The following is a 12,454-nucleotide window of genomic DNA, read 5'->3' on the forward strand; positions in this document are numbered from 1 at the left end:
TCGCCGGTGACCAGCGTCCCCACTTGGAGCCGAATGGACTGAACCTTCCGCCAAAGAGGCTTGATATGAGCGCGCATGAATTGAGTGACGAGAAGCTGGCCACGGTCAAATACCTTGCTGAGTTTGCTGTTCGCCCGATGTTTCGTACCCCGGTGTTTATCCAACCGGAGGATCACGGCATCACCGACTATGAGGCGATCTACTTCCCATCCGATGATGGCGTGCCGCTGGAAGGCTGGTGGCTTAAGGCCGCCGGTTCTCGCAAGCTGATCATTGCTAATCACCCGATGCCGATGTCGCGGGCCGGTTTTTGCGGCCATTGGGGCCAGCCCTGGAGCAACGTCGACGACATCCAGATCGACTTCGTCAAGATCTGGGCCCACCTGGTCAAGGCTGGCTACCACGTGCTGGCCTATGACCTGCGTAACCACGGCAGCTCCGGCGCCGCCAATGGCGGAGTGTGTGGCATAGGTCGTTACGAGTGGCGAGACTGCGTGGGGGTCATGAACTACGTCAAGGCGCACCCAGAGTTGAACCAGATGGACGTTGGCCTCTATAGCCAGTGCACCGGTGCCAATGCCCAGTTTGAGGCTTTTCATCGCAGACCCGAGCTGTTCACCGAGGTCAAATGCATGCTGGCGCCGCTGGCGGTGTCGATGGAGGCCTTGATGACCTCCTTTGCCAAGCTGCAAGGGGTCGAGGAACACATGGCGCTGATGGACCATGAACAGGTCAAGCTCGGCGGTTTCACCAATGCGCAGATGAATCCCCAGGCCTTTGCCGCGGCGGTGCATATGCCCACCTTTATGATCCAGGTTAAGGACGATCTTTGGACTGACAATCCCCGTGACGGCCAGCGCACCTTTGATTTGCTCGGCACCACGGAACGCAGTCTGTATTGGGTTGAAGGAACCACTCGTCGATTCGATGGCTACAACTTCTTCGGTGAGCAGCCACAGATGATGTTGGAGTGGTTTGAAAGGTACCTCTGATGGTGCCGCCGCTGTACGAGTCAGAGCGCCCTAGGGAAAGAAGCCCGGCTCATTGGCCGGGCGCTGTTTATGGCGAGCGCAGAGTCAGGCGTCGTAGTAGCTGTCGGCGTCGCTGGCCATCGATTCGTTGAGGAAGGCGCGGGGATCGGAGCGACGCGGATCGTCGATCATCTCGACCCAGCGGCTGCCGTACTCTTCGATCTCCTCCGGACTGGCAGCATCAGCACGGAACATCCAGACCGGGATCAGATAGTTCATCTGGGTCAGGTTGGCGGTCAGCTGGAAGGGGCGCAGCAGATCCGGGATGGTGGTGAACATGTCAAAGCCACTGTAGAACTTCTGACGACCGCCGACGGATACAATCAGCTGCAGGTCCTTGCCCTTGAGGCGGTCGCCCTGGCTGCCGTAGGCAAATTGGTAGGTCAGCACATCGTCCAGCCACTTCTTCAACAGCGGCGGTGAGGCGTACCAGTACAGGGGAAACTGCAACACGATCCGATCGTACTGCGCTAGCAGTTGCTGCTCCCGTTCGACGTCAATCTGATAGTCGGGGTACTCGGCGTACATGTCGCGGCTCAGCGCCACCTTACCACTGTCTTCCAGCTGCTGCTTCCAGCGTTGATTAACCCGGGACTGGGACAGGTCCGGGTGAAATACCAGGTTCAGGATCTTCATGTGTCTCTCGATTGGGTTGGATAGGGGCAGCGCGGATGCCGCCCCCAGAAAACTCATTGGGTGAAACCAAAGGCCTTGAGTGCTCGCTCGGCGATGGGTCCACCAAACTCTTGAACAAAGTGGCCCGCCTCCGGCACTTCCATCGGCTCTGGGCAACCACTGATCAGCGAGCGCATGTAGCCCATGACCTCCGGCCCCAGCATCTTGTCCTGCATGCCGATGGCCATGAAGCTCGGCCCTTGCCACTGGGTTGACCAAAACTCGGCAGCCCGGCGGGAGGTGTTGATCCCCGGGAAATCGGTGGAGGTCGCTACCATCTGAGGGAAGCGTCGCACCCCCGCCTTGTACTCGATGGAGGGGAAGGGCGCCTCGTAGGCCTCGGCTTCCGCTTCGCTCAAGCTCGGCGCGTACTTTTTCATGATCTGCGCCAGCGGCACGTCCGGATCCCGGTCAAAGTCCGCCTTCCAATCCAGAAAGGCCTGGTTGACGTGTCCGTTGATCAGGGCGGTGTTCATGATCAGCAAGCGCTTGAACCGCTCCGGTGCCTCCATCGGTAGGGTCAGACCCAGCAGGCCGCCCCAGTCCTGGCAGACCAGGGTGACGTTGCGAAGATCCAGCGCCTCGATAAAGGAGAGCAGGTAGTTACGGTGGAAGTGAAAGTCGTAGGTTGCCTCGTCCACCGGCTTGTCGGAGCGGCCAAAGCCCAGCAGATCCGGGGCGATCACCCGGGCACCGGCAGCGACGAAGTGGGGGATCATCTTGCGGTAGAGATAGCTCCAGGTCGGCTGGCCGTGCAGGCACAGGAACACCTCCTCAGCGTCCTTTGGCCCTTCATCGAGGTAGTGGCCCCGCAGCCCCTGGTAGTCGCCTTGCCCTTCAAAATAGTTCGGTGAAAAGGGGTAATCCGGCAGGGACGCAAAGCGCGCATCGGGGGTGCGTACAGCATCGATCATGACTTTCTCCTTTCGGCGGTTTCTGTGGGCACAATGGCAAACTCTTTGATACCTTTTGCCACCGCTTTGCCAGTTTAGGTCGGGTGACCTAGGCTCTAAATTAGGCTAGGTCAGGTGACCTAAACTTGTCAAATGCCGATTGGATCTGAGCGGTGCGTTCTGTGGAATGGTCAGCAGAAGTGCGATGTTCGACAGCAAGTTTGCCCTGCGCGTCTCGATCTTATTCTCGGTTTTAGTTAGTGTAGGTCAGTTGACCAAATTGTTTTGGTGTTCGCTGACCCGTTAAGAAACCAGTGAGGCTCAGCAACCAGAACGATGGCCGGCAATGGCGATGTAACCCAAAGGCAGTGAGAGGACGCGGTGAGCGCAGCGCAATCGAACAGCAGCAAGGTCTCGGTCATCTTGACCGCGGCATTGACCCTACTGAAGAGCAAAGGTGACCAGGGCCTGACCATGCGTCAGGTGGCCAACAGTGCCGGTATGACCCTGAGTAACCTGCAGTACTACTTCAAGAACAAGGATGCGCTGCTGATCGGCATGGCGGATCACTACTTCGAACAGTGCAGTCAGTTGCTGCTGGCCTATGAGCAGGAGCAGGGACGCGTAGAGGATGCTCAGGCTCTGCAGGCGCTCATCCGCTTCCACCTTGAGCACACCCGTGAACTGTCGGACATGTGCCGCACCTTCCGTGAACTCTGGGCCATCGAGACCCGCAACGACACCATTGCCGAGCATATGCGCGCCTACTACCAGCGTCTGGCGGGCCAGCTTCAGCACTTAATTGAACCGCTGTTGCCCGAACAGCAAGGGGTCCGGGCGGTCTGCCTGCTGCTGCCCTATTTTGAGGGCTACTCCCTCACCGGCAGGTCGCTACCGCTGGACAGCGAGGTGCTGTCTGCGCAGCTGACCGAGATGGCTATGACCTTGAGAGACAAGCCAAGCGATTCTGTGTGAGCTTACGGCGGCAGGTGCTATTGGCTGAACGAGCGTGCTAGCGGGACTGATTCGGGACGGTAATCACGTCGACCTCGGGTCGGCTTGAACGCCCAAGAGTAGGGTGGTAGCCTCGCCGCGAATTTCAGTATTGATGAGGAGGTGCACCATGAATTTTCAAGCGATGAGCAAGATGAAAAACAACATCAACGACAAAGTGATGCCGTTGACCCTGGTGACGCCTCAAACCCTTAGCCTGAGCGGAAATTAATCCCCAAGCCGGCGTCACCTCGCTTCCTTGATTGTGGTGACCCTAAATGTTCCACCAACTGACTGACATCAATAAACGACCCAAACCCTACGAGTTCAGCACCGTGCGCGAGTTGTGGACCGATCCACACCGTGCCGAGCAGATGCTGGCGTTCCACCTGGATGAGAGCACAGAGCTGGCGTCCCGGCCTGCGCAAAAACGGCAAGCTGCGACCGATTGGCTGATGAAACACTTTGCGGTTGGGCAAGGTAGCCGAGTGTGTGACTTTGGCTGCGGCCCCGGACTGTACGCCACCGCCTTTGCCCAAACCGGAGCCCGTGTTTCTGGGGTGGATTTCTCTGCCAACTCCCTAGGCTACGCCCGCGCGCAAGCGCAAAAAGCGGGACTGTCCATCGATTACATCGAGGCGGACTACCTGGAGTTTAAAACCGAGCAGCGCTTCGATCTCATTACCCTGATTTACTACGACTTCTGTGCACTGAGCCCTGACCAACGTGCAAAGCTGCTGAGCAAGTTTCGGGAATTGCTGGCACCGGGTGGTCGCATCGTTTTGGATGTGTTGTCGCTCAACGCCTTTGCCCAACGAGCTGAGGTCTCAAGCTATGAGAAGAACTCGCTTGGCGGATTCTGGTCAGCCCAGGAGTACTACGGCTTTCTCAATACCTTTAAGTATGAGGCTGAGAAGCTGGTGCTGGATAAGCACAGCATCATCGAAGCGGAGCGCCGCTATACCGTGTACAACTGGCTGCAGTACTTTGATCAAGCGATGCTGGAGCACGAGTTTGCCCAGGCGGGATTAAAGATCGAACAGCTGCTGGATGATCTCACCGGTCAGCCCTACACCGGCACCGGCTCCGATATCGTGGTGGTCGCCAAAGTGGCCTAAGACGCAGTGCGGATGAGCGAGGCTCTGGCCCCGCGCATCAGCGGATGAGAACCACTAAGCCGCCTTTTGGGGCGGCTTTTTTGTGGTTGTAGGCTGCAGAGGCAAGCCAAGCCAAGCTAACAGGTCATAAGCACTCAGAGGCTCGCTGTCCAAATGCGGCGAGTCGGTGTGTTGTTCGAAGTCGCTGTCACAACTTTATGTTGGCGAGCAGCCTGGGCACGAGGTTACCGCTACAATCCCCCGGATTTTGATGTCGCATCTGTCTGGAGTGGTCACAGTGAAGATTGGCCTTTGTACACGTTTTCTGATGGTCTCTATGCCCGTCTCTCTTGGTCTGTTTATCCTTGCTGACATCGTCTTTACCTTCGAGGCGAGCTACTTCGTTGCACTGGCTAGCAACGTGCTGTTTGCCTGGCTGGCCTTGAACTTTGCATCAATGATGGCGCTGGGTATCTACTTGGCGCTGCAGTCGGTGTTTGTGCTGAGCACCTCAAAGGGGCTGATCAATCTGCTCTGCCTGGTGTTCAATGTGCTGTCTCCCTACATCATCCTGAGAAGAGTAAAGGCCGAGGTGGAGTTGGTCTCGGTTAACAACATCAAAGAGTTCTCGCTGTTTGTTATTTTCGCTGCGCTCTTCTCTTTGCTGGCGGGGCAGGGGATGACCTTGGAGCAGTTCGCTTTGCGAAAGCCTCATTGGCAGAGCAGCCTGGCATAACAGCTTGGCCGCATAGGTTGGCCGGATGCGGCTGCAGCCAGACGCTGAATAACAAAAAGCCGCCCGATCAGGGCGGCTTTTTAGTGGCAGGCTCGGTAAGGAAGTCAGTGTCCTTGGAGCTTACTCGGCAATCTGGTTGCGAACGGCTTGGCCCGGGTAAACGTCCTTGAGTACCACCGAGTCCTCTACCACCACGGTGCCATTTACCACTACGTAGGGGATGCCGGTGGAGGGCAGCCCGGGCTGCTCCAGGGTGGCGTTGTCGGTGACAGTGGCCGGATCGAACAGGGTGATATCGGCGTCAGCGCCCACCTGGATGCGGCCTTTACTGCTCATCTGCTCAATGCCGTTCTCCTCCAGGAACTTGGCCGGCATGTAGGTCATCTTGGAGATAGCCAGCATCAGCGGCATCAGGTTGTCTTCACGCACCATCTTCAGTACTCGAGCCTGGGTGCCCGCGGCACGGGGGTGACCCTGAAGATCCTCGTACGGGGTGCTCCAGCTGTAGGCCATCATGCCGTCGGACTTCATCAGCGGGAAGGCATCGCTACCCACGATGGTGGTGTTGTGAGCCAGGGCGTCCTTCAGCTCCTCATTGGTGGCACCGTAGAACATCACGCTGGCGCCGGGATCTTCCTTAAGCAGCTGTTCGTAGCGCTCCTTAGTCAGCGGCTTCTTGGTAGCGGTCTCGATGATGTCGGAGTAGTCCCGGTTCATGTTGCGCTGGTAGTTGGCGGGATCCAGGTAATCCGCTGCCGCAATGGTGGCGCCAAAGTTGTAGGGGTAGATCTCTGCCATCACCTTGTAGCCTTTGCCACGGGCATCATCCAGCATCTTGAGTGCCGCCGGGGTTTCCGCCAGGGTCTGCTGGTGCATGTGCTGGACCAGCAAACCACCGCCGTAGATCCCAACACCGGAGAGCATCTCCTCGATGCCAAGCAGGCCAGAGGTCGGCGGCAGCTCGCTGGAGAAGCGGCCGTGCAGGTAGCTGGGCACACCGTATTCGCCAGCCAGGCGCTGCCACTCTTTGGTTTCCACCGTGGTGGCGGCCTTGGACATGTAGCCCACTGGCACACCGATCCCCAGGCCACCGGCCTTGAGCTCCTGGTCCACCATGGCGGTGATCTGTTCAATCTGGTCGCCGTCGGCGATGTCGTGCAGCGCTGCGCCAGACACGCCGGAGGCCTTGGTTTCCTCGGCATCAAAGATGTCGTTGATCATGGTGCCGGTGCGGGTGTTGTACTTGCTGTTCAGCACCTTGGTGCGGATCCCCGCAGCAGAGACGCTGGCGCCAAAGTTGGTTTGGGAGCGGCCCTCAAGGCGGTTGTACCAGTTCTTGATGGGATAGGCGCCTACCTCCAGTGCCAGCGGGGTGGTAACACCGCTGCGCAGGTGCAGCTTCTGCATGATCGGGATGGCGACCACGTGGCTGTGGGTATCGATAAAGCCCGGAGCCACCACCAAACCAGAAGCGTCGATGACCTTGTCGCCCTCAAGTGATTCATCCGTGATCTTGACGATCTGGCCTTGGTCGACCGCCACGTTGGTGATCTTATCGAGGCCAGTTTCCGGATCCATCACCCGGCCGTTCATGATCACCAGGTCGTAGGCAAAGGCACTGGGGGCTACTGCCAGCATCATTGCCAAAGCGGTCTTACGCAGTCGTTGGGCTTGGGTCGCTTGAGTCATGGTCTGCACTCCGGGTTATCTCCGAAAGGAGAGATGAGTTGAACACTTGTTGTGCTGTTGGGTGCATTATTGGACAGGTTTCGTCATTCGTTTAATCATCAAGAGAGGGTTTGGTCCATCATTATCGGTCAGGGGCTGAAGACGACGAACGTTAGTGTGTAGGGCTATGTGCAGAAACTTCTGAGAGAAAGGAGTGCGCCAAACTGGTCATACCACCGTATACTCTTTGACCTGGGTAACAGGATACCTGACCAAAGAGGGAACTGTTTTGAGTCGAGAGATCAGTGCAAAACCGACTGGGCGGGCTTCAAGCGAGGCTCGGCTGGGGCAGACCCTGGTGGAGGATGTTTCCATCTCCTGCCAGGATGGCACCGTACTGCAAGGGACGTTGTTTACCCCTCAGCAAGGTTTGATAGGCGCGGTATTGATGGGGCCTGCCACCGGCATCAAGAGGCAGTTCTACAGCAACTTTGCCCTGTATTTAGCGCAACACAACTACGCCGTGTTGACCTTCGACAACCGGGGTATTGGTGGGTCGCTGCAGGGTAGAGTGCAATACAGTGAGGCTTCGTTGCAGTGCTGGGGTGAGCAGGATATGCCCGCGGCGCTGGACTGTTTGATGACACGATTCCCTGAGACGGCCTATCACCTGGTAGGGCACAGCGCTGGAGGCCAATTGATAGGCTTGATGCACAACGCTCATCATATCAGCTCGGTATTTAATGTGGCCTGCTCTTCAGGCCGTCTGCGCAACATGCGCTTTCCCTTTGTGCTCTCGGCCCGGTTCTTTATGAACATGGTAATCCCGCTGAGTAATCGGCTGTTTGGTCACACCAAGGCGCAGTGGTTTGGCATGGGCGAACCACTGCCCAAGGGCGCTGCAGAACAATGGCGCCAGTGGTGCAATGGCCAGGGCTACGTCAAAACCGCCTTTGGCAAGACGGTGCACTCTCACCTTTACGACGAACTGGCGATGCCCGCGCTCTGGGTGAACGCGCCGGATGACTTCATTGCTAACGATGCCAATGTGGCGGACATGATCTCTGTCTTTCCCAAGATGCGGGCCGAGACCCTGACCTTAAGAAAAGAAGACTATGGCTTGGACGAGATAGGTCATATGAAGTTTTTCAGCCGCAAGTCAGAGGTGCTTTGGCGTCATGCCACCGACTGGCTGGACCGCTGGAGCTGAGGATTTGCCCAAACCTGTTTAAACCCTTTTCTCGTCGTGGTCGACTCTTGAGGTAGCAGTTGGATGTGATTAAGCTGCGACTTCGCACTGTTTCGGGTTGGGATTGAGATGAGATCTTTGCTGCTGTTTGTCAGCGCCATGCTATTGAGCGGCTCCTTGTTGGCAGAACCTTTAGAGCTGGAGTGGAAGGATCTGCGCCCCCTGATCGAGTACGAGCGCGAGCAGGAGTGGTTCGAGAACTTCCAGCATGGCCCCGATGACGATGACGAAACCGATGAGATCGATTGGGTTCAACCGGAAGGGGAGATCCTGACCGAGTTTGATGGCAAGACCGTCAAGTTGCCGGGCTTTATCCTGCCGCTGGAAGGGGACGACACCAAGGTGACCGAGTTTATCCTGGTTCCCTATTTTGGCGCCTGTGTGCATGTGCCCCCGCCGCCACCAAACCAGCTGGTGTACGTCGTGTTTGAGCCTGGTGTGCCGATGGACATCATCTGGGATGCGTTCTGGATTGAGGGCGAGATGAGCGTCAGCAGCTACGACATGGGCGACTTCCAAGCCGGCTACACCATCCACGCCACCAGGGCGTATTCCTACTCGGAAGAGTGAACACTCCCAAAAGCTGAGCTTGTCGTAGTTCAGTTGGCTTCTCCTTCAGTGCGAAGCGCTTTTCCTTAGCCAGCAGCGCCCGTTACCCATCGGGTTCATCCAAGCCTGACTTGCTGTCAGTTAATTCACTGGCCCATAACGCCCCACGGCGCTCAAGGGGCAGCTGGCCTCTGTTTCCTGAACACCAGCTCTGCTTCACTCCACAGCTAAGTCGTTGATAGAGCCGAGTCTGACTGCTAGGTTGGTCAAAGTTACAGCGTCCTGATGGTACGGCACCATTTCACCGGTTAAATTGGTCTGAACATAAGAGCACGGTTTGCTGAAATCCGACGTAAGGAAATTATCATGAAGTCTCCACATATCGGCGAATTAGTATTGAGTGAGCGACAGATCCAAGAAGGTGTTGAAATTGTCGCTGGCAAGCTGAATAGCCAGTTCAGAGACGCAGTGATAATTACGGTCGTTCCTGGGGGAATCTTGTTCACGGCTGACTTAGTTCGTAAGCTCAAGTTTGACATTAAAATGGATTATATTTCATGCCCTCACACACCGGGTGACAGTCAGAACCAGTCAGCCATTGTATTCCATGAGAACATTTCACTCCATGGCGAAGATGTCATCATGATTGATGATGCCATTGAGTCAGGTGGCACAATGAAGAGATTGGTTTCTTATATTCAAGACAACTACAGCCCCAAGTCATTATCTATAGCCACCTTGTTTGTTAAACCAAACCGAAAGCATATTCCGGTTCCACAAAACTATGCATTTGAAATGGAAAGTGATGATTTGCTTGTTGGTTACGGTTTACCATGGGGAGATAAGTTAAGAAATGTTCCTTATGTGTCTAAACTGGTGAAGTAAGTAACGAATGGCACAACAGCATATCAAGAATGGTTTTGCAATTTTGCATTCTATTATTTTGCTTGGTAATTAGTTTTTACTCCCTTATTCTGGCTTTACTCTTACGATAACACGGATGTCTATTGAATGAATAACCTTACTAAGCCGGCCGGAGTTGCATCTGTTTTTTTAGCACTCATCTATATTGCCGCCTTCGTCTATTTCGGTGCATTTTGGTCCTACCCTTCCGCTGCTAGTCCAGCTGAGAAGATGGCATACCTGGCTGCAAATCAGGTCATGATTTCAGCAATCTTCTTCCTAATGTATGTCTTATTTGGCGTTGTTCTCACTGTCCTAGTTGTTGGGTTGTATGAACAACTAAAGCATACAAATAACCCATTAAATGCAATAAGCACGGTATTCGGCTTAGTCTGGGTTGGTCTAGTGATAGCCAGTGGCATGATCTCAACCATTGGTCTTGCCCATGCCATTGACTTAATGGACTCAAGCTTAGAAAAAGCCTTTGATATATGGAACATCGTTTCCTTATTAACGGAAAGCCTCGGTGGGGGGAACGAGATAGTCGGCGGGCTTTGGGTTCTCATCGTGAGTATAGTGGCTTTGCGGGCTGGCGTGTTTCGACGAGCGCTTAACTACCTTGGTCTCTTTGTCGGCTTGGCGGGTATCGCAACGATCTACCCAAGCGATTTGGCAACCGAGACATTTGGAATAAGCCAAATCGTCTGGTTTATCTGGTTGGGGATGGCTTTACTTGGCAGAAGTAATGCCAATAATAAACTATAGCGAACCATTAAATCGCAGTTTGACTAAAGCATTAGGCCGGCAGAAATTAAAAGTGAACTAATTGATTCCAATGGAGCCCTGACTATGATAGACACGGCGATACTAAGAGAGTTGAAGTTAAAAAGAGTTGTTACCAATACCGCCACCGCAGTGGCTGGCATTTTGACATACTACTTCGTCAGTCCTGAGGGACTCAGTCTAGAGAGGGTGAATGCTAATTTGCAGACGTTAGTGCCCTTATCAATATTCTATGGTGTTCTTTTTGAGTATCTGCGGGTGAAAAAGAGTTCACCTAAGGTTGAAAGGCAAGACTCTTCTGCGCGACAGGGCCAGTGACTTCCTCAGCTTTGAACTTTGAACTTTCTAGCTCTGCTAGGCGTACGCGCCTTTCAGATTCCATGACTTAACTCAGGTAATGACATTGTCCACATTAATCTTCTGCTTGATCGCCGCTGCGCTATTACCCTACTTGGCCAAGATCCCATTAGGGATCGCTATGGCAAGAGAGGGCGGCTACGACAATCGCCACCCCAGGGACCAACAGGCCAGTCTGACGGGGTTCGGCGCTCGGGCATTTGCAGCGCATCAAAATGCCTTTGAGTCACTCTGTGTCTTTGCTCCTGCTGTATTGCTGGCTATCGCCACCGGCACGACCGGAGACACCATTCAATTGCTCGCCATGGCGCATATCGGCTTTCGAGTCGTCTACCACGTTCTCTACCTGCTTGATATCAGTACGCTGCGCTCAGTGATTTGGGGCTTCGCGATTGGCTGCTCTTTTGCCATCATGGCGCTGTGTCTGCCTGCTTGAGCTTGGCGGAAAACCTGGCGACCTCTGAGCCTGACAGCGACAACCAGTGTTTGTAACTACAAGTGCCAGTGACGATAGTCACTGGCACTTTGATATTAGATATCACGACTGGACAGTACTGCCAGAACAACGAGCTCCAAACGCTGTATCCGCGATGGCACCAGTTAGCCGAGGCGCAGTTGGCTGGCAAACTCTTCAATACTTCTTTGTGGCTCCCCCAGGTCCCAGTAGGTTTTCTCTGAAACGAAACGCTCTTTCAGCCCACCGGATACCTCCCATACCTGTTGAAGAAACTGCGCCTCTGAAGCGGGAAGCCCCAGTTCATTGATCACGGCGATTGGCAGAGTCTCTAGGGCGACTTTGGGATCGTAATTTGTGAAGAATCGACGTGCCGCCTCGGGAAATGAGATCGCCTCATCCCCTTGAACCGGGTAATGCTGATTCAACGCCTTGGGGTTTTGTATGGCCTGATTGATGTGGTCGGCCAACTGGAGGCTGTTAGTGAAATAGGTTTCATGAGGGAGTTCGCCAAACAGGTAGGCTGAATCATTCTCCACAAGGCGGACAAAAGAGTCGGCAAAGAAGGAGCAGTAAAAGAAGGTGTAGGGGATCCCCGAGTCCTTGATGAACTGCATACCGGCTTCTCTGATCACTCTGGATTCGATAACGCCATTTTGGAAGAACTCCTCGTGGAGTGATTCGATGCCGGCGATCTGCATGATGTGCTCAACCCGGTTGGCTTTGGCGGCCTTAACGATGTTGGCGACACCTTCTCGCTCAGTGTAGAAGGGCAGATCCATATCCGTCGTTTCGGTATTCAAGTGGATATAGAGTGTGCTGGTCCCCTCCAACGCGCTCATCAAGCTTTGCTCATCACTTACATCGGCCTTAACGATCTCCACACTGTCAGGCAGTGCCTCCCGGGCCTTGTCCGGATTGCGTGCAATAACGCGCACATTGACGCCATGATTAACTAATTGTCGAGTGATGGTGGTGGACAGAAACCCCGTCGCACCAATGATTGTCAGGTTCTTGCTCAGCATGATTTGCCTCGGTAAGTGACTTGGTGTGGTGCGATGATAAA

At 54.8% G+C, this 12,454-nt stretch carries 13 protein-coding genes; 9 read left to right on the top strand and 4 right to left on the bottom strand.

Translation table 11 applies throughout. The annotated features are described in order from the left end of the window. Nucleotides 1–65 precede the first annotated feature (65 nt). Nucleotides 66–992 (top strand): alpha/beta hydrolase family protein, encoded by a 927-nt coding sequence (locus tag BUC04_RS00635; protein WP_067654122.1) that lies wholly within the window; start codon nucleotides 66–68, stop codon nucleotides 990–992. A gap of 84 nt (nucleotides 993–1,076) precedes the next feature. On the opposite strand, the gene BUC04_RS00640 is transcribed toward BUC04_RS00635, so the two are convergent. Both BUC04_RS00640 and BUC04_RS00645 read right to left on the bottom strand, forming a co-directional pair. Further along, nucleotides 1,077–1,667, bottom strand: a complete 591-nt coding sequence (locus BUC04_RS00640; protein ID WP_073325485.1) for an NAD(P)H-dependent oxidoreductase — start codon at nucleotides 1,665–1,667, stop codon at nucleotides 1,077–1,079. Between the two features lie 53 nt (nucleotides 1,668–1,720). Further along, nucleotides 1,721–2,620 (bottom strand): haloalkane dehalogenase, encoded by a 900-nt coding sequence (locus tag BUC04_RS00645; RefSeq protein ID WP_067654124.1) that lies wholly within the window; start codon nucleotides 2,618–2,620, stop codon nucleotides 1,721–1,723. Between the two features lie 360 nt (nucleotides 2,621–2,980). Between BUC04_RS00645 and BUC04_RS00650 the strand changes: the two genes are divergently transcribed. The 3 genes from BUC04_RS00650 to BUC04_RS00660 all read left to right on the top strand — a co-directional run bounded on the left by BUC04_RS00650 (nucleotide 2,981) and on the right by BUC04_RS00660 (nucleotide 5,425). Beyond that, complete coding sequence (locus tag BUC04_RS00650; protein WP_067654126.1) at nucleotides 2,981–3,574, top strand: TetR/AcrR family transcriptional regulator; 594 nt, start codon at nucleotides 2,981–2,983, stop codon at nucleotides 3,572–3,574. 296 nt (nucleotides 3,575–3,870) lie between these two features. Further along, the gene (locus BUC04_RS00655; protein WP_067654128.1) at nucleotides 3,871–4,710 is read left to right on the top strand and encodes an SAM-dependent methyltransferase; all 840 of its coding nucleotides are present in this window, start codon (nucleotides 3,871–3,873) and stop codon (nucleotides 4,708–4,710) included. Nucleotides 4,711–5,026: 316 nt separating this feature from the next. Further along, entirely contained in the window at nucleotides 5,027–5,425 is a 399-nt protein-coding gene (locus tag BUC04_RS00660; RefSeq protein WP_067654130.1) for a hypothetical protein, read from the top strand. Nucleotides 5,426–5,545: 120 nt separating this feature from the next. On the opposite strand, the gene BUC04_RS00665 is transcribed toward BUC04_RS00660, so the two are convergent. Then, on the bottom strand, nucleotides 5,546–7,114 hold the full coding sequence (locus BUC04_RS00665) for an amidohydrolase family protein (protein ID WP_067654132.1): 1,569 nt from the start codon (nucleotides 7,112–7,114) through the stop codon (nucleotides 5,546–5,548). 352 nt (nucleotides 7,115–7,466) lie between these two features. On the opposite strand from BUC04_RS00665, the gene BUC04_RS00670 reads away from it, so the two are divergent. The 5 genes from BUC04_RS00670 to BUC04_RS00695 all read left to right on the top strand — a co-directional run bounded on the left by BUC04_RS00670 (nucleotide 7,467) and on the right by BUC04_RS00695 (nucleotide 11,370). Beyond that, nucleotides 7,467–8,303 (top strand): alpha/beta hydrolase family protein, encoded by an 837-nt coding sequence (locus tag BUC04_RS00670; RefSeq protein ID WP_373277922.1) that lies wholly within the window; start codon nucleotides 7,467–7,469, stop codon nucleotides 8,301–8,303. Between the two features lie 108 nt (nucleotides 8,304–8,411). Further along, nucleotides 8,412–8,912 (top strand): DUF3299 domain-containing protein, encoded by a 501-nt coding sequence (locus BUC04_RS00675; RefSeq protein ID WP_073325486.1) that lies wholly within the window; start codon nucleotides 8,412–8,414, stop codon nucleotides 8,910–8,912. 345 nt (nucleotides 8,913–9,257) lie between these two features. Beyond that, nucleotides 9,258–9,776 (top strand): phosphoribosyltransferase, encoded by a 519-nt coding sequence (locus tag BUC04_RS00680; protein ID WP_067654136.1) that lies wholly within the window; start codon nucleotides 9,258–9,260, stop codon nucleotides 9,774–9,776. Between the two features lie 126 nt (nucleotides 9,777–9,902). Beyond that, nucleotides 9,903–10,559 carry a DUF4386 family protein gene (locus BUC04_RS00685; protein WP_067654138.1) on the top strand — a complete coding sequence of 219 codons (657 nt, stop codon included), beginning with the start codon at nucleotides 9,903–9,905 and terminating at the stop codon, nucleotides 10,557–10,559. A gap of 421 nt (nucleotides 10,560–10,980) precedes the next feature. Further along, complete coding sequence (locus tag BUC04_RS00695) at nucleotides 10,981–11,370, top strand: MAPEG family protein (protein WP_143165484.1); 390 nt, start codon at nucleotides 10,981–10,983, stop codon at nucleotides 11,368–11,370. Between the two features lie 164 nt (nucleotides 11,371–11,534). On the opposite strand, the gene BUC04_RS00700 is transcribed toward BUC04_RS00695, so the two are convergent. Beyond that, nucleotides 11,535–12,413 carry an SDR family oxidoreductase gene (locus BUC04_RS00700; RefSeq protein WP_067654144.1) on the bottom strand — a complete coding sequence of 293 codons (879 nt, stop codon included), beginning with the start codon at nucleotides 12,411–12,413 and terminating at the stop codon, nucleotides 11,535–11,537. Between the last annotated feature and the right edge of the window lie 41 nt (nucleotides 12,414–12,454).

The sequence above is a fragment of the Ferrimonas marina genome (assembly GCF_900129905.1).
GTDB classification, from domain to species: Bacteria; Pseudomonadota; Gammaproteobacteria; order Enterobacterales; family Shewanellaceae; genus Ferrimonas; species Ferrimonas marina.